Genomic DNA, 22,754 nt, shown 5'->3' on the forward strand with positions numbered 1-22,754 from the left:
GTTTCAATAATTAAATTTTATATGCGCATCTAGTGTCTTTAACTGCTTAAATAATAATGTTAAAGACTCAGCTAAGTTTGTATTAAGCGCTGCTAAGGAATCTGGTTTTTCAGTTAAACTTTGTTTGCATTCTAACTCAACGCCTAAATAATCGTTTGCTGTATATTTTTTCCTTAAACTTGTTGTAAAGCCATCACTAGTACCACGATAAGGATAGTTTAGTCGCACTCGTAAATGTTGATTATGCTGCTTTAATACTTTTTGCCACAAACGAGCAAGTTTTTGCTCTGTAGATCGTTTAGGATCATAAAGAAGCCCAATATCTGTTGTTCTACTAGTACCATTCAAACTCGAAGTAAAGCTATGGATAGATAAATGCCAGACTTGATACCCTTTACAGATAGCTTCCTGAATGAGCTGCTCAGTCAATTGCCGAAAAGGTAGATAATAATTCTGTATTAAATACTCTTTTTTTTGTGCAGAAAATTGTTGTGAAACCTCAGAAAAACAGGCTTTATGTTTAAGACTACGATTGCAGTCAATCAATAAACGACTAACTGTAGCGCAAACTAAAGGGTAATTAAATGTTTTACTTAAGTGCTTAGCTATAGCTAAAGCGCCAATATCAAGGCCCCTATGGGTATCTAATAGTTGTTGATAATCTTTAAAATAATGTTCATACGCTGGCGGTATGGTATTAACTGCATGCTCACAGCTTAAAATAACTTTTATTGGTTTCACGTTGGATTAAATTGTTGATTAGTTAACAAACAATGGCCAAGCTGGCGATAAATACTTAATAAACTATTTTTATCAACGTTTAGGCCGCTAGCTTTTAATAAACGCTCACTTAAGTTACCTTGACTTAAAATATATTCTAAGGCACGTTGATCTACGTTATCTAATTGGCTACTTACTTGTTCAATGAGCTGTGACCATATTTCTCTACAATCTTTGCCAGGACGTTTTAACTGCCATTGCTTTAATAATTCTTTATCATCGATTGTTACTGCTAATCCATTCACTTTAGTTTGGTCAAAGAGCGCTCTTAAACAGTGGGTAGGATAGGGATTTTCTAAAAAATAACTTGATTTTTCAATCCAGTTTTTAAGAATATAAAAAATTGCCTTTGCAATAGCGATATCCGCTTTGATACATTCTTGGGTATCTAAAATACGAATTTCGATCGCTTTATAGTTAAATTTCGGAATTGCTGCCCGTGAGTTTAGCCACTCATATTGTAAAATTCTTTCTGGATCGTAAGGATGAATGTCCCTATACATGGGCGTTAGGATTTTCTGCTGATATTCTTCTTCTGAATTTATAAATTCAGGAATTATGCTACCACTTATAGAGGGGACTTTACGCTGATTACTGCCATAAAAATCTAAACGTGTATCTTGTATACCAGTAGATTGTCCTTCAAGAAATGGTGTGCTTGCTGCAAGCGCGGGTAATAAAGGTAAGAGCAATCGAATAGCATTATGTAGTTGATTAAACTCAGTATCATTAGCGAAGGGCAAATTAATATGCATACTTTGTAAATTTGACCAGCCATGGCCTTCACAGTTAAAAATATTATCAAATTGTTGATAAATTTCTCTATTACCATGAGGCCAACGTTTCGTCTCTTTAAAAGGATCCATCCATGGGTGAGCGCCTGTAGGTAATAATTGTAATTGATGCTTAGCTAATATTTCATTCAAATTTTCAATTGTCTTTTGAAAATAATCGCTTAGAGGTTCTGAAAATGGACGTGGTTTACTATTTTTTAGCTCAAGAACATGTAAGACTAACTCATTACTAATAGCAATGTCACCTAAGCTCGTTTCATTGACTATCTCTCCAGCAAGTTCCTGCAGAATAAGATCGCTTTTAGGTACGATATTTAGTGACGCTTTGTCAACTAACATGTATTCAATTTCAAGACCAACTACAGAAAAAAGAGAGTAATTAGACATAACCATGCTTCCTGCGAATGCGTTGGAGAAAGACATTCATGATTTGCTGATAGAGATTCTCACCTAATATTTGATCTTCTAAGCCATAGTCAATATTAGGATTATCATTAACTTCAATCACATAATGTTTATCACCGTAACTCTTCATATCAACACCATATAACCCGTCACCAATTAAACGAGTAACTTTTAAAGCAGTTCTAATGACTGCTTCAGGTACTTCATGAATAGGAACAGATTCAACTTCACCTTCTCTAGTATCTTTTGTTGCATCCCAATTGTAAATTTGCCAATGATTTTTAGCCATATAATATCGGCAAGCAAAAATAGGCTTATTATCTAAAATACCAATACGCCAATCAAAATCGGTTGGAATAAAGGGTTGAATCAATACCAAATCGGAAGTTTTAAAAAATTGTGACAGGGATTTTTGCAACGATTTATTATCCTCAATTTTAATGACGCCGTGTGAAAAAGCACCGTCAGGTTTTTTTAACACACAAGGGAAATCAATTTTAGGAACATCTTTATCATACTTACTTAAAAAGAGCGTTTCGGGTGTTAAAATTTGATGGCTACGCATTAATTCAGCTAAATACACTTTATTACTGCATTTAACAATTGATTGTGGATCATCAATAACAACCATATTTTGCTGATGAGCATATCGCGCCATGCGATAAGTATAATGGTTGACTGCCGTTGTTGCCCGAATAAATAATGCATCATATTCAGCAATCGATTTACTATCGCTTTTCTCTATAAAATCAACATTAAGGCCCATCTCTTCCCCCGTATGCGCAAAGAATTCTAATGCTTTCTTATTTGATGGGGCATTATGTTCTGTAGGATCAATTAAAATGGCTAAATCATGGTAGCGTTGTTTCTTACGCCATTGGTGGAAGCGTTTTTTAGATAAATAACTCTTTGCCGCTTCCTCCAAGAACTCCATGTGATGGGCAGGTACATCTGCTATTGATAATGCTTGTAAATGTTTAATTCGCCATTGTTTCTTTCGCTCAAGGGTAAAACGAAGCAAAGGAAGAGGAAAAAGACCGTGTAACTTTTTAGCAAGTAAGGCATGGCGTTTAGCCATGTTTTGCCCAAAATAAAGGCTAAACACAAACTCATCGGTTCTGATATCATGTAAGCTATGTTCTATTTCATCATCAATTTCTTGAGAAATTAACTTAGATAGACTAGTGCTTAATACATCTTGAATACTGTCTACAGATGGAATTGCTTTATGATCACGTGCATGTGCTAAGAGTGAAACATAATATCCAATACTTTGATGGTGATAAGATTGGCAAAGATTAATGACACGTACAGCTTTACTTTGAGTATATTCTTCTTTAGATAAGTAATCTCTTGCATGAACAATTGGTGCCAAGTGGCTCAAAAATTCCCAACTGGGAGGTTCATCAGTTACGACTATAGTTTGCATCTAGCGCCCCCTTAGGTTGAATGATAAGTAAGTTAGCATCGTAGGTAAGAACACCTAGCATGATGGCATTAATTAATCGATTACTATTTACTTTATAGTAGTTATCTTGTGACAGTGGGTTCTCCCGATGCGGATCAGCGACGATAATTAATTTTTGTGATTCATCATAGCCGCATAGAACAACAAAGTGGCCAGCAGGTGTACCCCGAATATCATCATAGAGGCCTTGACCAGCTTTGTTATAAATTTCTCGCGCACTGCGATATAAATAAGTTGCGCTTAAACCCGTTAAGATGGGAATTTGTTGGTTAAAATATTCTTTTAAAAGTTGAATACTTAATGTTTTAAAGCGTATTTCGCCTCCTAAAGCGATATAATCTAAATAGGAATGACTGGCTTGTAGAAAGCGCTTTGTTCTTTTGTATTTCATTTGGGTTTTAAGCTTCCGAGTCAATAGCTCAGGGCAGCCAATTCCATCATTTTCAAACCAAGTTGGGTCAAAAACATTAAGGTTATTAACGTATAAAATTGTACTAAACCCTTGTAATAGAGCATGCTTCCCTAGCATGGATGCTAAGGTGCCTCCTGAAATTGAACGTTCAACGGTACTAATTATCTGCTCTAAGGGGAGATTTAAATGATAATAACTATAAATCGCATGTAAGCTTGTAGGACCGCATGTTTCATCATCAGGCTGGGTATAAATTGTTAAATCAATCATAGCTGCTTTAAACAATTCCCTTACTCAATTTATTAACGTTAATCTTAAGATTTATTCTTGTCAAATCAAGGTCTTTTTAAAAGGCCATTTATTTTTTAGCTCAAAATTTTCTCTTAAGAAGCATATTTAAGCTAAGTGTGCAACAAAAACTAGCAGTGGAATAAATAATCCAAAGGATAAGATAAGCATAGCAGGAAATTGTAAATAATTCTTTTTTATAGAATTTAGCTCTAAATTAGGCGCTTCATGTCTAATTTTAGGTTGGCTCAAAAGATAGACCATGATGAATAAGCCATAAAAATAAATAGAAAAAAGGGTTAATTTATAGAAAATAAAAGATGGCATTTGGTGAGCGGGTAGATAACCTATAGGAAAATTAACAAAAAGAAAACTAATTATCCATAAATTCCTATTAATCATATTAGTAGATTTTTGCTGGCTAATCGATTCATATAAATGAACAAGCGGCATTACTAAAAGTGGAAAATAATAAAGCCATCCTAAAGGACTTAAAAATAGCATTATAACTAAAGTTAAACAAAATAAGCGGTGATTATTTAATTCTAGATAATTAAGCTTCCTAATATACCAACTTAAGCCCCAAATAAAGATAAGATAATAACTTAAATTAACTAACCATAAACTGGGCTTCCTGCTATAAGGATTTGTCATAAGCCGAAATAAAAAACCGTAGATGGAAGCATTCCATGAATCGCCATACCAAAGTACACGTCGTAACACAGAAAAATAAAGGTGATAGATGTGGCTTCCATAGGTAAAAATAGGAATTAGATGTGCAACAAGGCACGTTATAATCATGATGATTAAAACCTGATAGCGCCTTTCTTTCCAAGCAAAAATAAATAATAAGGCAGGAAATAGTTTAAGTGAGATAATAATTCCCCATAAAATACCAGCATAAAAGTCATTTTTTTTAAGATAAAAAAAATAGCCAATCATAATAAAAAATAATAGTAAGCTGCCTATTTGTGCAAGATTAGCACTCATTATAGTTGGGTAAAAAGCAAGATAAACAATTAACCAATAAAACCAATGCTTTTGAAACACACTCGGCCTAAGCGCTAACTTAAAGGAAAAATAGGCGCCTATGAGTCCTAATATAAATAAGCTTACCGACCAAACTATAACAGCCTCTCTATAGTTAAGGAGTGCTAATGGCCTAACAAATTCTATAAAAAAAGGGGGGTTTAAATTAATGGGTAGTTTCTCATTGGTAGATAAAAAGGTGGCACTTAAGGCAGCATAGGGATCAGAATGGTTATTATAAGCAATAGCTGAAGCATAAAAAGAGACAAAATCCAGCCGTAAATCTAATTTAAATAGAAAATAAAAAAGTAAAGTATAAGTAAGTATTACTAAGAAGATAAAAATGAACTTAAACGATGAAGGGAACATGTTTTGCTTTATCATATAGCTAAAATATTGAAACAGGCTTACGTTGTAAGCACTTTTATTGATAATTCAAGTTTAAAAGTTGCTACTAATTCAGCAGCTTTAGAATAATGAGTATAGGCTTGGACTTCGATAAATTTATTAATTCGTTCCTTAGTTTGTTCCGACTCTAGAACCATTTCTTTGACGCTATCGCCCATTTGGCAAACAAAATAAACAGCTGATTCAGGTCGTTTGATAAATTGAGCTTGAAAAGACTTAAAAACTAACGATATTTTCTTCTTCATTTGATTAGCATAGTAAAAGCCATATAATCCACCTGCTAAATCAGCGCCAACTGCAAGAGCGCCAAAATACATTGAATTTAAATGATTTTTACTACGTCGCCTTAACGGTAATTTAATAACTAGATTTTTATCATTGATGTCAATAATCTTAGGCTTTAAATAACCAATTAAAGGTACTTGAAAATGCCCAAAGTACCAAAGAAAAAATTTAAAGCGCGTTAAAATAGTCATGAAACAATATCCTTTTGTTAATGATTAAAAGTTAAGACGGTTCTTTTTTATTTACTTCTAAATGGGAAATAACTTTCTTAACGCCACGAACTTCGGTAGCTCGTTTAAGAATTGCGACGATAGATTTTCTATTTTTTACTTGCCCACTTAGGGTAACTACACCATTGGCAGTGGTAGCATTAATGCCTACTAATGGAATAGAATCATCATCCAACACTTTAGCTTTAAGAACGGCTGCTTCAACTTTGGCGGTAATATAAGTATCGGTTAAAGCAGTATTAACCTGTTTAACTATTAAGTCTTCTACATCAATAGATTTTACGCCTTTGGTTGTGTTAACTAATCTTAGTGCTTTAATAAAAGCATCATTATTTTTAACATAACCTTTTAAGGTTACAACGCCGTTTGTTGTTGATACAAAAATTTTAAGCGGATTTAAATCTTTATCTTTAGTAAATTTAGCAGTGATTTTTGTAGTGATAACAGAATCACTAATAGTTTGTTCAATTTCTTTAAGCTTGGGCTCAGCAGTATAGCCAACATTAACCGTTGCTAAAATAAAGAGAATAAGTATTAAATTAATAAAGATTCGCATAATGATGGTTAAAAGCTAAGCAGACTAGAATTATATCATCTTTAAACGCGTATCCATAGTTTTCCAGGTAGCAATACACAGATTTATCCACAGGTTTTGTGGATAAATTTAAAAAGGTAGTTTTGTAACATCTAAACTTTGAATTAAATAAGGCGGATTCTTAGCAGGAATGACAACAACAGAAAAATAAATGGTTGTTTTTAATTCAGGAATATTAAAACCTTGGTTTACTCGCCAATAAATAATATTTTCAAAACCCTGTTGAGCAATAAATTGTTTTTTATTAACTGCAGTAGGATGTAGGATAAGTTGATTGTCTCTAACAGTACTTATCTTATCGCCAAGAAAACTCTTTAAATTTTGCCAAGCCTCAGGCGTATAATGTGATTTTACTGAATTTAACTGGTTGTCAATGGTTTGATAGTTGAGTGATAATGTTTTTAAAAGCGTTTGTTTTGTCCAGGCTAAAACTCGGTTATTATCAGCAAAGGATGTAGTTGGTAAAAGTGTAATGATTAAAATGAATCTATAGACATACCTAAACATTGAAATTTCCCTATCTTAAATAATTTATGCTGCCAAACGTACATAGTATAGCAATTTAATGTGTTTAATATTTATCCTTATTGGATAAATGAAGATATAAACTCGCAAAATATTTGGTAACAGGTATAATTTGTAATTTTTTATAGCAAGATGGCTAGTCTTATGCAGTCAATAAGTATTCGCGGCGCAAGAACACATAATTTAAAGAATATTGATGTTAAAATCCCGCGCAATCAATTAACAGTCATTACAGGTTTATCGGGTTCAGGTAAATCATCCCTTGCCTTTGATACTTTATATGCAGAAGGACAACGGCGGTATGTTGAGTCGTTATCTGCTTATGCGCGTCAATTTCTATCAGTTATGGAAAAGCCTGATGTAGATGCTATTGAGGGTTTGTCCCCAGCTATCTCTATTGAACAAAAAGCAACTTCTCATAATCCGCGCTCAACAGTAGGTACCATTACAGAGATTTATGATTATCTACGTTTGCTGTTTGCACGGGTAGGTGAACCGCGTTGTCCTATCCACCAACTTAGCTTACATGCTCAAACAGTAAGTCAAATGGTTGATCAGGTCTTAGCATTACCGCCAGACTGTAAAGCGATGATTTTAGCGCCCGTGGTTCGTGAGCGAAAAGGCGAGCATTTACAGTTATTACAACAATTACAAGCACAGGGTTATATTCGAGCAAGGATCGACGGCGAGATTTATGAATTAGATGATCCACCTAAGCTGTCTTTACGACAGAAACATACTATTGAAGTTGTTGTTGATCGTTTTAAAATTCGTGATGATATTAAACAACGTCTTAGCGAGTCTTTTGAAAATGCGCTTAATTTAGCTGAAGGAATAGCACTGGTTGTTTCCTTAGATGATAGCTTTGCTGATCTTACTTTTTCATCAAAATTTGCCTGCTCTGAATGTGGTTACAGTCTCAGTGAATTAGAGCCAAGATTATTTTCCTTTAATAATCCTTTAGGTGCTTGCTCTACCTGTGATGGATTAGGCGTTAAGCAATTCTTTGACCCCAATCGTGTAATACATGATGAAACAGCGAGTTTAGCTTCTGGCGCTGTTCGGGGTTGGGATAGAAAAACGACCTATTATTATTCTTTATTGGAATCATTAGCCCATCATTATCGCTTTGATCTTGAAACAGCTTTTTGTGATTTACCAGAAAAAATAAGAAATGTTGTCTTGCATGGCAGTGGTAAAGAAGAAATCGAGTTTCGTTATCAACGACCGCGTGGTGGTTACTTTCTCAGACGTCATGCCTTTGAAGGAATTATTCCTAATATGCAACGTCGCTACCATGAGTCAGAATCATTAGCAACACGAGAAGAGTTAGCGAAATACCTTTCTTCGCAACCCTGTCCAGTTTGTTTTGGTGCTCGTTTGCGCGAAGAAGCAAGACACGTTTTTGTTGATAATAAAAATTTACCTGAGCTTTGCGCTTACTCTATTGATAAAGCATATGACTTTTTTAAGAATCTACATCTAACTGGTTATCGTGGTGAAATTGCAGATAAAATTAATAAAGAAATTGTTGAGCGCCTTGGGTTTTTAGTTAACGTGGGTCTTGATTATCTATCGCTTTCTCGTAGTGCTGAAACCCTATCTGGCGGAGAAGCACAACGTATTCGTCTAGCTAGCCAAATAGGCTCAGGATTAGTGGGTGTGATGTACATATTAGATGAGCCATCTATCGGATTACATCAACGAGACAATGATAGACTGCTAAAAACACTAATGCATCTACGTAATCTAGGCAATACAATTATTGTTGTAGAACATGATGAAGATGCAATCCGTGCCGCTGATTATGTCCTTGATGTAGGACCAGGGGCAGGTGTGCATGGCGGCGAAATTGTTGCATCTGGAAGCCCGGCTGAAATCATTAATAATTCAGCTTCATTAACTGGAAAATATTTATCTGGCATTGAATGCATTGCTATTCCTGATAAAAGAAGAGCCGTAGATGAGTCGCATATGCTGCATTTATCAGGTGTTAAGTGCAATAATTTAACTAATGTTAAGGTAAGTATTCCGCTTGGTTTGGTAACCTGTGTTACCGGCGTCTCTGGCTCAGGTAAATCAAGTTTAATCAATGATACTTTATATCCCATTGCAGCGAATAAACTTAACCGAGCTAATTTATTATGCAATGGTACTATAGAGAATATTCAAGGATTAGAGTTATGTGACAAAGTCATTGATATAGATCAAAGTCCTATCGGCCGCACTCCGCGTTCTAATCCTGCTACCTATACAGGCGTATTTACGCCTATTCGTGAATTATTCTCAAATACACCGGAAGCGCGTGCGCGAGGCTATCAACCTGGCCGTTTTAGCTTTAATGTTAGAGGTGGGCGCTGCGAGGCCTGTCAAGGTGATGGATTAATTAAAGTTGAAATGCATTTCCTGCCGGATATTTATGTGGCTTGTGATGTTTGTAAAGGAAAACGGTATAACCGTGAAACGCTAGAAATTGAATATAAAGGCAAGAATATTCATGAAGTATTGGAAATGACTGTTGAGGAAGCAAGAGAGTTTTTTGACGCAATTCCTGTCATAGCACGGAAATGCCAAACTTTAATTGATGTAGGCTTGTCTTATATCCATATTGGCCAGAGTGCAACAACCTTATCAGGCGGTGAAGCGCAACGAATTAAGCTTGCTCGTGAATTGTCTAAGCGTGATACCGGTAAGACGCTTTATATACTTGATGAACCTACTACAGGTTTACATTTTCATGATACAAAGCAGCTATTAGCAGTTCTATTTCGACTGCGAGAGCACGGAAATACTATTATCATCATTGAACATAATTTAGATGTTATTAAAACGGCAGATTGGATTATTGACTTAGGACCTGAAGGTGGTAGTAAAGGCGGACAAATTATAGCAACAGGAACACCAGAGATGGTTGCTGAATGTAAGAGCTCTTATACTGGACAATTTTTAAAAACACTGTTATCTAAATAATTTGTTATTTTTGATTTTTTCTGTCATTTTTGCCTCTTTTCTGTTTTTCTCGCCACCCTTCTTTTACTCCTGCAACATTCCTGTCATTCCCGCGTGGCGGGAATCCATTATTTCTAGAAAACTGTGTCGTAATGCTTGCAAAAAGCTGAGCATATCTTAAGCAAAGGGTAGGTTGGGCTAAACGAAGTGCAGCCCAACAAATGATGAATAGGCTATACACCTTATGACTGAAACTGTTGGGCTGCGCTATACTTAGCCCAACCTACCCTTGCTATCAGGAGGGAGAGCTTAAATTTTACATTCTACCTCTTATCAAATTATGATTTTACTTAAGTAGAATTTGGCTTATAGTGCATTATTAATATAAAACCCCTATCATAAAGTAAGATTATTTACTCTTTTCTGCCCAATAGAGCTCCAGTAAACATAAGGATACGCTTATGAGTTTGAAAACTTATCATGAAAAGCGGGATTTCAATAAGACAACAGAGCCTAAAGGTAAAGTCCAGCACACTCATAAAAATTTGTTTATTATTCAAAAGCATGCAGCTAGCCACCTTCACTATGATTTTCGCTTGGAATTAGAAGGTGTGCTTAAAAGTTGGGCTGTACCTAAAGGACCTTCTCTCGATCCTACCGTAAAAAGATTAGCGATGCAGGTTGAAGATCATCCTGTTGAATATGGCTCCTTTGAAGGCATTATTCCTGAAGGCGAATATGGCGGTGGAACAGTGATGCTTTGGGATAAAGGCAAATGGCGCTCCTTAGATGATAACCCAAAAGCCGCCTATGAAAAAGGACATTTGCGCTTTGAATTAAATGCTGAGAAGTTAAAAGGCCGTTGGGATTTAATTAAATCTAATCGAGATAAAAAAGTTTGGTTTTTAATTAAATTTAAAGATAAAGAGGCAAAACCATTAGCTGAATATGATATTACCGAGGCCGAGCCAAATAGTGTTTTAACTGATCAGACTTTAGAAGAAATTACTGAGAACTATACTTACAGTTGGGATAAAAAAGGCTTAAAGAAGGCTCCAAAAATTAGAAAATCAGAAATTGCTAAACAACTAGCTTCTGCATTATCAGAAAACAAAGCAAAATCAAGTTTCCCAGAGATAATTTCACCTGAGCTTGCGACGTTAGTCGATGACATACCAGAAGGCCCTGATTGGCTTCATGAAATTAAATTTGATGGATATCGCATTATAGCATTTAAAGATGGCAACACAATTCGACTTATGTCGCGTAATAATAAGGATTGGACAGGCAACTTTTCTAATATCGTTGCTGAGCTTAAGAAATTGCCTGTAAAACGAGCAATTTTTGATGGCGAAATTGTAGTACTTGATGAGCAACATAAATCTAATTTTCAACTTTTACAAAATTCAGTTAAGGCTAACAAGCAAACACCATTTATTTACTATATCTTTGATTTGCTCTATGTTGAGAAATTAGACCTAAGAGAAAAGCCTCTATTAGAAAGAAAAACAACACTAGCTAAAGTTCTAGAATCGAGTAATAAGCAAATTCTGCGTTTTAGCGAACACATTATTGATCAAGGTGAAGCGGTATTAAGACAATCATGTGCCTTAGCTTTAGAGGGGATTATTTCAAAAAAAGTTAACTCGCCTTATTTGGAGAAACGGACAGAAGATTGGGTTAAAGTTAAATGTGTTAAGCGGCAAGAATTTGTTATTGGCGGTTATACTCTACCTAAAGGTGAACGTCACTATTTTGGTTCCTTACTAGTGGGGTTTTATGACAAACAAGGCCAATTACATTATTGTGGTAATGTAGGCACAGGTTTTACACAGGCATCATTAAAATCCGTTTTTTCTGAGTTAGAGAAAAATCGTACAACAAAAAATCCCTTTAACTCACGGCCTCCCGTTGCTTCGAAAGCACTATGGGTAAAACCAATTTTAGTTGCCGAAGTTGAATTTACTGAGTGGACTAAGGATGAGCGCCTACGTCATCCTAGTTTTCAAGGCTTGCGTTATGATAAAGATGCATGTTCAGTCGGTAAGGAAATTGAAGTGCCTATTAAAGAAGTTAATCAATCAACAACTAATCATGCAAAGAAAACTAAAAAAAAGCAAAATCCAGTTGTTTTAACTCATGCTGATAAGATTATTTACTCCGAAGACAAGATTACTAAAGGAGAACTATTTAATTATTATGAGGAGATAAGTGAGCATATTTTGCCTTATATAGAAAATCGCTTACTCACTTTAGTAAGGTGTCCTAAAAATTATTCAAAGTGCTTTTACCAAAAGCATTTGTATGCCAATAACTCGCCAGCACTTTATTCTTTAGCTGTTGAAGGAAAAACTGAAACGGAACAGTATCTCTATCTTAAGGATCAGCAAGGTTTATTAAGTTTAATTCAAATGGGTGTTTTAGAAATTCATCCTTGGGGAAGTCAAATTGAAAGTCTTGAATACCCAGATACTATTACCATTGATCTTGATCCGGCCCCAGACGTACTTTGGAAAGAGGTAGTGCAAGCCGCTTGGGAAATAAAAAAATATTTAGCAGAAGTTAAATTAGCCTGCTTTGTTAAAACAACGGGTGGTAAAGGATTGCATGTTGTTGTACCGATTTTGCCGGAATATGATTGGGAAGATGTAAAGCAATTTACTGAAGTTTTTGTGCAATTTTTAGAAAAATTAAGGCCAGAGGCTTATGTTAGTAAAATGACAAAAGCCAAGCGCAGAGGAAAAATATTTATTGATTATTTGCGCAATCAGCGCAGTGCGACAGCTATTAGTGCTTATTCAACACGCGCACGGTTACATGCACCAGTAGCGACACCGCTTGATTGGGATGAGCTAACAAATAACTTTAATGATACCTTTTATACCATTCGTACATTGCCTAAACGTTTAAAAGAATTAACGTCTGATCCTTGGCAGGAATTTAGAAAAGTTAAACAGTCATTAAAGCTAGATGCACTAAGAAGCTAATTTTCTCATGCAGAATAAAAAAGTTAAAAAATTGTCTTTTGGCTTTTTAAGTCGGTCGGGGTCTGGACTTATTACAGGCGCCAGCGATGATGATCCATCGGGTATTGCTACCTATTCACAAGCTGGCGCTCAATTTGGTTTTGCAACCCTTTGGACTGCTCTAATTACCTTTCCTTTAATGGTTGCAATTCAAGAAATGTGCGCACGTATTGGTGTTATTACGGGCGAAGGGTTAGTAAGTAATATAAAAAAACATTACTCACGGGCCATTTTATACTTTGTTTTATTTTTTTGTATTCCGGCAATTATTTTAAATATTGGAGCTGATATTGCTGGCATGGGCGCTGTGACGCATTTACTTTTTCCGAGAGTTCCTGCATATATTTTTTCTATTTTATTTACACTTATTTTAACGGTGGCAATTGTTTTTTTGTCTTATCAAAAAATTGCTGCTGTTTTAAAATATTTATGTTTATCACTGCTGCTTTATCTAGTTATTCCTTTTTTAGTTAAACCTAACTTATTTGAAGTACTGAAATCTACCTTTATTCCAACAATTCATTTAAACAAAGAATTTATTAGTATCTTGGTTGCTATTTTAGGTACCACAATCTCTCCTTATTTGTTTTTTTGGCAAGCAACTATGGTGGCCGAGGACAGAAAACATCAAATTAAAAAAATTATTGTTAATATACGAATGATTAATGAAGTGAAGTTCGACATCCAAATTGGCATGTTATTTTCAAACTTAATTATGTATTTTATTATTTTAACTACAGGAGCAACTTTATTTAACGCCGGTATTCATCAAATAGATACAGTCGAACAAGCTGCTAAAGCATTAGAACCTCTTGCTGGAAGATTTGCTTATTTGCTATTTGCCTTAGGTGTTATCGGTACAGGGTTTTTAGCTATTCCTGTTTTAACAGGCTGTCTTTCTTATACTCTCTCTGCAGCATTTAATTGGCAAGGTAGTTTAGATAAAAAGTATCATCAAGCCAAAGCTTTTTATGGAACTATTTTCATTTCATTGCTGTTAGGATTAAGTATTAATTTTATTGGTATATCTGCTATTGATGCTTTAATTTATACAGCTATTTTTTACGGGATTACCGCGCCTATTTTAATCTTAATTGTTCTACATATGGCTAATAATGAAAAGATCATGGGTAAGTTTGTAAACAAGCGACTGTCAAACCTACTAGGCTTTATTACTTTCTTTTTCATGTTACTAGCAATTATTATTTTAGTATATTTTCAATTTGCTTAGTCTACGCTTATTAAAAGCACTATAAAATTCTAATCATTGATAGGATTTAAATAATGGAGAATAAGTTAAGGGATTGCTTAATAGTTGGCGCCGGCCCTGCCGGATTAACAGCTGCAATATATTTAGCTCGTTTTCGACGAAATATTGCTATTTATGATTTTAACTACAGTAGAGCTTCATTAATTCCTACTTCTCATAATTATCCTGGCTTCGTTAAAGGTATTTCTGGCAAGGAGCTATTAGAGAGATTAAAGCAGCAATTACAAGCTTATAATGTATCAGTGGTGAGAGAGAAAATTGAATCACTAAAACAAGTTGATGGCCACTTTATAGCAAAGAGTGCCAATAGTGAAATTTTAAGTAGCTATGTCATACTAGCTACCGGTGTTAAGGATATTGAACCTCAATTGCCTTTTATTAATAATGCAATACAGCAGGGATTAATTAGACACTGTCCTATTTGTGATGCTTATGAAGTAATTAATCAAAAAGTTGCTGTAATTGGCGAAGGGAAAGAGGGACTAGGCGAGGCTCTTTTCCTGCGACACTATACCCCTTATCTCACTTTGCTTACTTTAGGCCGAGCGCCGCAATGGAGTAAGAAGGAACTTAAAGATATTAAGGAAGCTAATTTAATTATCAACCCATTGCCGCTAGTTAAAATTGAACTTACTCTAAACACAGGAGCAACACTTTATTTTGCAGATGGGAAAAAGGAGCATTATGACTGTATCTATTCAGCGCTTGGTTGTGTTAAGCATGCAGAGCTAGCTCGCATGTTAAATGCTAAACAAAAAAATGGTACTTTAGTTGTTAATCGTTATTATGAGACATCCGTTAAGGGGCTTTTTGCTATAGGTGATTTAGTTTCTAGTTTATATCAAATTTGTGTGGGTGAAGGCCAAGCAGCTATTGCCACCACAGCAATTCATAAAAGGTTAGCTAAGCTTAATTAATTACCCTCTAAATTATTTAGAGTTAAATGAAAATTTAAGTAAAGTAGTTAAGGTTTGTTTAACAGCATAAAAAATTCCCTACTTTTTTATAGATTTATGTTAGTTAGGATAAGAATTTATGAAAACCGTAAAAGAGGTTGTTGATTTTCTTAAGGAAAATGATCTTACTTTAGTAACCGCAGAGTCATGTACCGCAGGCCAAATTCTTGCCTTATTAGGAAAAATTGAAGGCTGCGGTAGCTGTCTTGAAGCTGGTTTTGTCGTTTATTCTTCTCAAGCAAAAAAGAGGCTTTTAGGGGTTAAGCCAACAACAATTAAAAAGTATACCTTGACAAGTGAAGAAGTCGCTCTTGAAATGGCTAAGGGTGCTCTAAAAGACAGTAGCGCTAATGTTGTTATTGCAACAACAGGTATTACCGGTGATGAACCTATGGATGGTATTGCCCCTGGTACAGTTTGTTTTGCTTGGGGAGTTAAAAAAAAGGGGACGCTAAAATTGGCTAGTGCAACAAAACGTTTCCAGGGAACTCGTGCTGCTGTACAACTTAAGGCAGCTAAGTACGCATTATTAAGACTTTCAACTTATTACCACAAGCTTAACTAATTTCTTCATCTTTCCTACCAGCAAAAATCTTTAAGATGCGACAGACTCCGCTAAAGAATTCTTTTCCTGACTATTCGGTAATGACAAAAATAGAAGTTTTGACAGAAATCGATTATTAGATAGTTTAAACTTTTCACATAAATTTTCTGATTTATTACAGACATTATGGTTTTATTTGTTATACTGCGATCAAATAATAATCATGTGAACCGATCTATGCTTAAGAAAAAAGTACATAACCCTGAAAAACAATTTAGAAAACTAACTCAACAATATTTTGCTTTATTTAATAACCTTACGAATTGCACGAATGAACATAATATGAGGTTACTTTTAAAGCGACATAATAAAGTCATTAAGAGAATTGGGCAGGACCAATTAAATCAAGAAAAATTACTTGCAGTAAATCATTTAGAACTTATTCTGCAAGACTTACAAAAGAAGAAAGAAAATGAATTTGGCATCTCTATTGATCAAGAAACGCCAGTAAATTCTGTAAATTTAGAAGAAAAGTCTGCTAGGTCATCACCTTTAGTAACTAACATGAAGGCCTTACACACAGAGTCTGATTCTCTAGTACAAAATGAGCTAGATGTAGCACAAAATAATTATAAGAAGGCTGATTCTGAAATTGAAGAAAAAATCTCTACTCCTACATTACCTCAAATAACTAAAAGCAAAAGCCTAGGTCTTAGTATAGATTTTAATCAGACTATGCCTGAGCAAAGCTATCTGAAACCAAGTCAAGCGAATTATGAAGAAATGCTAGCCTGGCTTGATAAGCAAGGAACAATAGGTAAGGGATTAAGCCAAGTATTAATTCGCTTACATAATGGTGTACAGCATCGCTGGAATCCTTATTGGAGAAGTAGTAGCGAAAAATTAAATAAAATATTGGATGCGCTTAATAATTTAAGCTCTAATGTATCCTTAGCGAATGAACTAGATAACAAAGACTCGGAACTCTATCAGGCAATTAATATGCCGCGTATTATGGCTCGTTTTAGCTTATTTGATGGTGCTTGCGGTATTAAGCACAGTAAATCTTTACAAAAGATTGAAGCACTAGATAACGATTTGCAAACTCCCACATTCTAATCGCTTAACAGCTCACATAGCGCAGTAATCTGACATGTGAGCGGCTATTCAGTCAGTATTTTGCTATTTTTTACTTTAAATTAACCAATTCAATTTTTATATAACATACTTTATTGTTCTTTAATTATGTTGATTTTTATCTTGTTAGAGCCATAATTAGTAATAATTAAACCATTAGGAAGGACTGATGACTAAGTTTTTAATTGTTGTGTTAATCATCTTAGCCATATTGTTTTTTTGGGCTATTGGTATATTTAACAATCTAATTGGCTTGATTGAGGCAATTAATAATAATAAACGCCAGATTGATATCCAGTTAGATCGCCGCTTTAAAGTATTTCAATCATTGATTGAAACAGTGAAAAAGTATATGGATTATGAACAAACAACACTAAAAGATGTTGTGGCATTACGTAATCAAGCACAAGCTGCAAGAGCTGCCGGTGATGAGAAAGCAAGAATTGCTGCTGAAAATGGAATTTCGCAAATTGCATCGGGATTGAATGTCGTTTTCGAACAATATCCAGATTTAAAAGCAAATCAAAATGTCTTGCAACTGCAAGAAGAGATCGTTAATACTGAAAATAAACTTGCCTATGCAAAGCAAGCTTATAATGACAGCGTTGAGCGTTATTACGCAAAGAAAAAATCATTTGTTGAATCAATGATAGTAAGCTTCTTCTCTGCAAAATTAGATAAGGAATTTGAGTATTGGTCATTGCCTGAAGAACAAATTAAGGCTAATGAAAATTATACCGTTAAATTTTAATTAAGTAGCTGCTATGTCACTCCGTGATTATGAAGCAAGCGTCGGGAACTGGCGAGCTGAATTGCAGCGTAATGAACGCAAGACTCGCTTTGTTATTACTACATTTATTTTAATCTATCTAGTTGTTGGATTAATTGCTGATTGTGTAATTAATCTTTCGAATTATCCTAATGCGATGTTATCTCAAATTCTTATGGCTCTGGTAACTTTTCAAATTGTTCCTTGGGCCACTATTACTATGGTTATCGTTGCTGGGATTTCTTTGCTTATTACCTATTCGATGTACGATCGTATTATGTTATTAGGTACTGAGTATCGAGAAATCACACCAGAAAATAGCCAAAACCTACAGGAAAAGCAACTTTATAATGTAGTGGAAGAAATGAAGGTGGCAGCTGGTTTGAAATTCATGCCCAAAGTGTATCTTATCGAAGCAAATTATATGAATGCCTTTGCTAGTGGTTACAGCGAAAAATCCGCCATGGTTGCTATTACACGTGGCTTAATTGAAAAACTGGATAGGGCTGAATTACAAGCGGTGATGGCTCATGAGCTGAGTCATATACGCCATCATGATATTAAATTAACTTTAACAGTTGCAGTGTTAAGCAATATTCTGCTTATTGTCATTGATATGTTGTTTTATTCAGTAATTTATCGACCTAATAACCGCCGGCAAGGCAATAATGCGGGTAATGCTTTAGTACTAGTAGTTATCTTATTACGGTATTTATTACCTTTGATAACAGTCTTATTAACACTCTTTTTAAGTCGTACACGGGAATACATGGCTGATTCAGGTTCAGTGGAGCTCATGCGTGATAATGAACCTATGGCACGCGCTTTATTAAAAATAAGTGAAGATCACGTAAGTCATGCTGATGAATATACTCATGAATATGGCAAAACCCCACATGAGCAGATAAGGCAAGCATCCTATTTATTTGATCCATCGAGTATTGATCCTATTAAATCCTTAGCTAATGCTTTTTCTACTCATCCACAAATTGAACAGCGTTTGGCAGCAATAGGTTTTAGACGCAGAAAAAGTTAATAAGTGTCTAATATTTGCGCTTTAAAACGTAGATAAAAAATTTTATTAAATTTTAGTTGCAACGCAATTACTTGATTATATATTATCTACCTTTAATTAGTTGCAACTAGCCTGATTAAGTTAAGTCAATTTAAAGACAAGGATGCATTGTGAGTTTCAAAAGGTTTTTGATAATTATGGCTAATGCTTGCTTAGCCACAACAGTTTTTGCAGAGGATTTTACTGATTTTACGCCAGACTGGACTAAAGTAATCACCTTAAGTGGTGGACCTGCTTGGACAAGCCCAGGCCGTAGTCAAACTTATTATATTCCACCAGGAATTTCACCATTTACCCGCTATGTTCAATATCTGGCCCGTGAAACGACTGAAACTATTACTTCAGGAGAAATATTTTTTGCTCTACAAAGACCTGTAGCGCCATGGTTAACAGAACGCTTGGGTATTGCTTTTGCAGGCGCTACAGAAGCAGATTTATATGGTACTTTGGCATTAAACCTTATACCGCGTGCAACTTATAGATATAAAATAAGCCATGGCCGTGCCGCTGTTAAGGGTTTATTGACTGCTTGCCCAGATTTTTGGGTGCAACCTTATATTAGTGGCAGTGTTGGTTACAGCTTTAATTCCTCTGATGCATTTAAAACAAATCCCCCCATTAATGTTTATAACGTTACTGACGGCACGCTGAGTCTTTTAAAATTTAAGTCGACAACGAAAGGTTCCTTTGTATATACAGTCGGTCTAGGCTTTAAAGTCAATGTTGCTAAAAACTGGGAAGTTGGCCTTGGCTATGAATTAGCTGATTGGGGTAGAAGCCAGCTTGAGAAACCTACTTATTTATCTTGGGCCTTTCCACCACCAAAATTATCTAATGTTTATACACATCAACTTCAGTTTAGTTTAAGTTATTTATATTGCTTGTAAACTTAGTTAAACAAAGTATTTTCAATAATTTCAAGATGATAGTTAGCTCATTGAGCGTTTTATTTACTAGCAAAATTATATTTATTAAATAAATTAACTAAAAATAAGAAAATATTAGTAAGCGTTTTTTGCGTTTCTGATAGCTAAATTAATGTTTATACTAGGATGTTTTAAAGTAAGCAAAATACAAATCATTCCGCTTGGCTAAAAAGGCCTAGCGTATTAGCCATAAAGAGTTATATCGAGAATCATAAAAATATGCAACTAGAGTTAGCAATCTTTTCCAAAAAAAGTGCTTTAATCCAATACAATTCATTTCCTTTTATTATTGAGTTTACTTGTAAAAGTTTAATAACTCGCACAAATATAGGTTAGTAATGGAATATCATTAACGCCTAGTAAACTGAAAAAAACTATAGCATACAGCTGCATTATTAAATTTCCAATGCATTATACAAGATATTTAATTTCGATTTAATTTTGAGCTAAGTTAAATAATAATTTACAAATAGATTAAATATTAATCATTCCTTAATTATTTTATGCGACAATTAGAAAATTTAAAACAAAAGATATTTAATTATGAAGAGTATTTTAGTGCAATTTTTTAATTTAAGTACATCTAGGCCACAGCAACAAGCTGATTTAACCAAAACTAAAAAAGTTAAAGTTATTGCAATTAATATAAGTCATAAGGATCCAGAGTTTATTTCTTACAAGCTTAACAAAAATACCCAAGAAAAGATGGCATTGATCCTCGAAAAAGTAAAAAGTGCTTATGAAATAGCACACAATCTAGATCCTGATAGTGAAATTTTAATTACTTGGCGTGAATATGGTCTGACAGATGAAAAGCGCTCCAAATCGATTGACAATAAGGATAAGAGAATGTTCTTGGCAGAAATTCAAAAACTAGTCAGAACTAATCCTACACTTTCGGTGTTAGTTGGGCCAACATTAATTCGGAAAGAACAAACGTCAGAAGCAATCTCTAGACTAGAAAAATATTACAATGAATTATCTTGGATTGACAAATTAGAAAAACCTGATGTTCCAAATATATGGGGTAAACCAACTGTCAATAAGCATTTTCGAGATAATCAGAAGGTAATTACTGATATGGTTGGCAAACCAACATTTAGTATTGTTAAAAACTCTGCATATTTTCTAAGAAAAGATTCTATTCAGCCGATTGCTAAAAAAGCACCTTATGGGGAAATTGAAGAACACACAGCAATCGATTTTAGTAAATATTATGGTGCTGACTCTTGTAAAAGAGAACCATATACAGTTTTTCGACCTGGGAAAGGCCGATCTAAGAATTCTTTTTTTACTTTACCGAATGACAAGCAAGCTCTTTTACAGATTTGTCGCGAGCATTGGTTAGGGGCGGCTGTTCCCTTAAATATGCAGAATGAAATAGTAGATGCTCATTTCGTACTTTCTGCATCTATCTCTCCACAACTAGATAAAATCCGCGGTAAACATACCTTCTTTGTTGACAATGATTATTTTCCACTGCACCTTGTCAGAAATATAGAAGATCTTGCAGATGATAGTATTGATTTGTCGGTGTTAAGTTTATTCGATAATTCTAATACCTTGGTTAAAGTAAGAAGTTTTTGTCCAATTCAGTTTTATTTAATTTCATTTTTAGAAAATTTGCCTTACGCAGATGGTTCATGTAAAAGCTTTGTCGATGTATTAAGACATCATATAAAGCTTGGGCCAATCTTTGAGATAAGTGAATACGAAAAAATCATTAAGCTAATTAATAAAGAATATATAGAATCAAATAATTCACCCGAAAAAAGAGTAATGCTATATGAAGCAATGCTTAGAGTGGTTGAAGAATTACAAATTCGTTATGGAAAGGAATTTGTCGATAAATTTTTGTCAAAAAATAATAAAGTACCTATAAATAAGAAAGACTTAGTGACAGATACGCTTGTAGAAGCTTGGATGTTAGAAGATTTTAATTATCTACGCAAAACAGCTACAATTGCTGGAATTGATTTGAACGAAAAAGATTCTGCAGGTTTATTTATATATGATCTTGGAAGTTACACTTCGCTAAGAAATGAGCCAGATCAACCGTTAGATGTTGATCAAACAGATGATCGTGCTCAGGTAGGAGATGCGGATGCAGATCAACCGAATGATGGTGCCCAAGTAGATGATGCGGATGCAGATCAACCGAATGACGGCGCTCAAGTAGGTGACGTGCATGTAGAGCAAGTAAATGATATTTCTCAAGATCTATTGAAGTTAACATTTTAAAATATTTATAGCAAAGAACGATATATTTTTATATTAACCCCTATTAATTTAATAACGGTTAATAATAATATCTAAAGTATTAATGATTAAAGGAGAAGAATGCGCTGGATTTGCTGTAGACACCAATGCTGTGAATTCAATATGCCTTTCGATCTCTGGCACAACAAAAGATTGATGGACTCGCCAGCAGCTGGCTTCGCCACATTCCTCGGGCGCAACTATCTCAGCCGGTACAATGGGCTCTGGTTGGAAGGTGATAGGTGGGTGTCCGCGTAACTTACTTTCTACACTGTTGCCTAGATACCGATTTAGAAAAACATCCATAGTGCGCCACGCCCTATGCTTATAAAATCTACGTACATTGGCTGCTTCAGAAATTTTCTCATGATGGCCTGCTATAAGAGTATGCATTAAAGTTTGCTCTGTCCATTCACTAATTTGATCAGGTGTATAAGCAAAAATCCTTATGGGAAGAATAAGGACAATTAGAATCACGAAATTTCTTAAGCAGAATTTTGCCATAATAAAGATCCATCTCCATGTTCAGCAAATGATATTACTAATTACTATTTATTGTTGGCCATAAAAATGAATAAATCAATTTTCAAAGCAATACTACAATAGTTAATTGTTGTGAAGATG

19 protein-coding genes are annotated in these 22,754 nt (G+C 34.7%); 10 read left to right on the forward strand and 9 right to left on the reverse strand.

Annotated features, from left to right (window positions below; genetic code table 11):
* Positions 1–3: 3 nt before the first annotated feature.
* The 8 genes from ACQUW5_RS11995 to ACQUW5_RS12030 all read right to left on the reverse strand — a co-directional run bounded on the left by ACQUW5_RS11995 (position 4) and on the right by ACQUW5_RS12030 (position 7,201).
* A complete protein-coding gene (locus tag ACQUW5_RS11995) occupies positions 4–741 on the reverse strand; it encodes an N-formylglutamate amidohydrolase (protein ID WP_444991487.1) in 738 nt (245 codons plus the stop codon).
* Positions 738–1,961 (reverse strand): glutamate-cysteine ligase family protein, encoded by a 1,224-nt coding sequence (locus ACQUW5_RS12000; protein WP_444991488.1) that lies wholly within the window; start codon positions 1,959–1,961, stop codon positions 738–740. Before ACQUW5_RS12000 ends, ACQUW5_RS11995 begins: the two co-directional genes overlap by 4 nt.
* Positions 1,954–3,408: a RimK family ATP-grasp domain-containing protein gene (locus tag ACQUW5_RS12005; RefSeq protein ID WP_444991489.1), complete on the reverse strand. Its 1,455-nt coding sequence runs from the start codon at positions 3,406–3,408 to the stop codon at positions 1,954–1,956. Before ACQUW5_RS12005 ends, ACQUW5_RS12000 begins: the two co-directional genes overlap by 8 nt.
* On the reverse strand, positions 3,386–4,129 hold the full coding sequence (locus ACQUW5_RS12010; protein ID WP_444991490.1) for a C39 family peptidase: 744 nt from the start codon (positions 4,127–4,129) through the stop codon (positions 3,386–3,388). The genes ACQUW5_RS12005 and ACQUW5_RS12010 overlap by 23 nt, the downstream gene beginning before the upstream one ends.
* 126 nt (positions 4,130–4,255) lie before the next feature.
* Positions 4,256–5,545, reverse strand: a complete 1,290-nt coding sequence (locus ACQUW5_RS12015; protein ID WP_444991491.1) for a glycosyltransferase family 87 protein — start codon at positions 5,543–5,545, stop codon at positions 4,256–4,258.
* Between the two features lie 38 nt (positions 5,546–5,583).
* Complete coding sequence (locus tag ACQUW5_RS12020) at positions 5,584–6,060, reverse strand: DUF4442 domain-containing protein (protein WP_444991492.1); 477 nt, start codon at positions 6,058–6,060, stop codon at positions 5,584–5,586.
* A gap of 31 nt (positions 6,061–6,091) precedes the next feature.
* Positions 6,092–6,655, reverse strand: a complete 564-nt coding sequence (locus ACQUW5_RS12025) for a BON domain-containing protein (protein WP_444991494.1) — start codon at positions 6,653–6,655, stop codon at positions 6,092–6,094.
* 108 nt (positions 6,656–6,763) lie between these two features.
* The gene (locus tag ACQUW5_RS12030) at positions 6,764–7,201 is read right to left on the reverse strand and encodes a DotI/IcmL/TraM family protein (protein WP_444991495.1); all 438 of its coding nucleotides are present in this window, start codon (positions 7,199–7,201) and stop codon (positions 6,764–6,766) included.
* A gap of 162 nt (positions 7,202–7,363) precedes the next feature.
* On the opposite strand from ACQUW5_RS12030, the gene uvrA reads away from it, so the two are divergent.
* The 10 genes from uvrA to ACQUW5_RS12080 all read left to right on the forward strand — a co-directional run bounded on the left by uvrA (position 7,364) and on the right by ACQUW5_RS12080 (position 22,112).
* Positions 7,364–10,189, forward strand: coding sequence for an excinuclease ABC subunit UvrA (gene uvrA / locus ACQUW5_RS12035; protein ID WP_444991496.1), 2,826 nt, complete (start codon positions 7,364–7,366; stop codon positions 10,187–10,189).
* A gap of 440 nt (positions 10,190–10,629) precedes the next feature.
* Positions 10,630–13,155, forward strand: a complete 2,526-nt coding sequence (gene ligD / locus ACQUW5_RS12040) for a DNA ligase D (protein ID WP_444991497.1) — start codon at positions 10,630–10,632, stop codon at positions 13,153–13,155.
* Positions 13,156–13,162: 7 nt separating this feature from the next.
* Positions 13,163–14,425 carry an NRAMP family divalent metal transporter gene (locus ACQUW5_RS12045; protein ID WP_444991498.1) on the forward strand — a complete coding sequence of 421 codons (1,263 nt, stop codon included), beginning with the start codon at positions 13,163–13,165 and terminating at the stop codon, positions 14,423–14,425.
* Between the two features lie 53 nt (positions 14,426–14,478).
* A complete protein-coding gene (locus ACQUW5_RS12050) occupies positions 14,479–15,381 on the forward strand; it encodes an NAD(P)/FAD-dependent oxidoreductase (protein ID WP_444991499.1) in 903 nt (300 codons plus the stop codon).
* A gap of 118 nt (positions 15,382–15,499) precedes the next feature.
* Entirely contained in the window at positions 15,500–15,985 is a 486-nt protein-coding gene (locus ACQUW5_RS12055; RefSeq protein ID WP_444991500.1) for a CinA family protein, read from the forward strand.
* Positions 15,986–16,201: 216 nt separating this feature from the next.
* Positions 16,202–17,083: a hypothetical protein gene (locus ACQUW5_RS12060; RefSeq protein WP_444991501.1), complete on the forward strand. Its 882-nt coding sequence runs from the start codon at positions 16,202–16,204 to the stop codon at positions 17,081–17,083.
* Between the two features lie 187 nt (positions 17,084–17,270).
* On the forward strand, positions 17,271–17,852 hold the full coding sequence (locus tag ACQUW5_RS12065; protein WP_444991502.1) for a LemA family protein: 582 nt from the start codon (positions 17,271–17,273) through the stop codon (positions 17,850–17,852).
* 13 nt (positions 17,853–17,865) lie between these two features.
* Positions 17,866–18,906, forward strand: coding sequence for a zinc metalloprotease HtpX (gene htpX, locus ACQUW5_RS12070; RefSeq protein WP_444991503.1), 1,041 nt, complete (start codon positions 17,866–17,868; stop codon positions 18,904–18,906).
* Positions 18,907–19,082: 176 nt separating this feature from the next.
* Complete coding sequence (locus tag ACQUW5_RS12075; RefSeq protein WP_444991504.1) at positions 19,083–19,832, forward strand: outer membrane protein; 750 nt, start codon at positions 19,083–19,085, stop codon at positions 19,830–19,832.
* A gap of 582 nt (positions 19,833–20,414) precedes the next feature.
* Entirely contained in the window at positions 20,415–22,112 is a 1,698-nt protein-coding gene (locus ACQUW5_RS12080) for a hypothetical protein (RefSeq protein WP_444991505.1), read from the forward strand.
* Positions 22,113–22,160: 48 nt separating this feature from the next.
* On the opposite strand, the gene ACQUW5_RS12085 is transcribed toward ACQUW5_RS12080, so the two are convergent.
* Positions 22,161–22,634: a hypothetical protein gene (locus ACQUW5_RS12085; RefSeq protein ID WP_444991506.1), complete on the reverse strand. Its 474-nt coding sequence runs from the start codon at positions 22,632–22,634 to the stop codon at positions 22,161–22,163.
* Positions 22,635–22,754 lie beyond the last annotated feature (120 nt).

This window comes from Legionella pelazae (assembly GCF_052527395.1).

Excerpts from the sequence above, each read along its gene's own strand:
- ACQUW5_RS12080 (WP_444991505.1), top strand. The coding sequence starts at position 20,415 with ATGAAGAGTATTTTAGTGCAATTTTTTAATTTAAGTACATCTAGGCCA.
- ACQUW5_RS12045 (WP_444991498.1), top strand. The coding sequence starts at position 13,163 with ATGCAGAATAAAAAAGTTAAAAAATTGTCTTTTGGCTTTTTAAGTCGG.
- ACQUW5_RS12005 (WP_444991489.1), bottom strand. The coding sequence starts at position 3,408 with ATGCAAACTATAGTCGTAACTGATGAACCTCCCAGTTGGGAATTTTTG.
- ACQUW5_RS12020 (WP_444991492.1), bottom strand. The coding sequence starts at position 6,060 with ATGACTATTTTAACGCGCTTTAAATTTTTTCTTTGGTACTTTGGGCAT.
- ACQUW5_RS12050 (WP_444991499.1), top strand. The coding sequence starts at position 14,479 with ATGGAGAATAAGTTAAGGGATTGCTTAATAGTTGGCGCCGGCCCTGCC.
- ACQUW5_RS12075 (WP_444991504.1), top strand. The coding sequence starts at position 19,083 with ATGGCTAATGCTTGCTTAGCCACAACAGTTTTTGCAGAGGATTTTACT.
- uvrA (WP_444991496.1), top strand. The coding sequence starts at position 7,364 with ATGCAGTCAATAAGTATTCGCGGCGCAAGAACACATAATTTAAAGAAT.
- ACQUW5_RS12025 (WP_444991494.1), bottom strand. The coding sequence starts at position 6,655 with ATGCGAATCTTTATTAATTTAATACTTATTCTCTTTATTTTAGCAACG.
- ACQUW5_RS12060 (WP_444991501.1), top strand. The coding sequence starts at position 16,202 with ATGCTTAAGAAAAAAGTACATAACCCTGAAAAACAATTTAGAAAACTA.
- ACQUW5_RS12085 (WP_444991506.1), bottom strand. The coding sequence starts at position 22,634 with ATGGCAAAATTCTGCTTAAGAAATTTCGTGATTCTAATTGTCCTTATT.
- htpX (WP_444991503.1), top strand. The coding sequence starts at position 17,866 with ATGTCACTCCGTGATTATGAAGCAAGCGTCGGGAACTGGCGAGCTGAA.
- ACQUW5_RS12010 (WP_444991490.1), bottom strand. The coding sequence starts at position 4,129 with ATGATTGATTTAACAATTTATACCCAGCCTGATGATGAAACATGCGGT.
- ACQUW5_RS12055 (WP_444991500.1), top strand. The coding sequence starts at position 15,500 with ATGAAAACCGTAAAAGAGGTTGTTGATTTTCTTAAGGAAAATGATCTT.
- ligD (WP_444991497.1), top strand. The coding sequence starts at position 10,630 with ATGAGTTTGAAAACTTATCATGAAAAGCGGGATTTCAATAAGACAACA.
- ACQUW5_RS12015 (WP_444991491.1), bottom strand. The coding sequence starts at position 5,545 with ATGTTCCCTTCATCGTTTAAGTTCATTTTTATCTTCTTAGTAATACTT.
- ACQUW5_RS12065 (WP_444991502.1), top strand. The coding sequence starts at position 17,271 with ATGACTAAGTTTTTAATTGTTGTGTTAATCATCTTAGCCATATTGTTT.
- ACQUW5_RS12030 (WP_444991495.1), bottom strand. The coding sequence starts at position 7,201 with ATGTTTAGGTATGTCTATAGATTCATTTTAATCATTACACTTTTACCA.
- ACQUW5_RS12000 (WP_444991488.1), bottom strand. The coding sequence starts at position 1,961 with ATGTCTAATTACTCTCTTTTTTCTGTAGTTGGTCTTGAAATTGAATAC.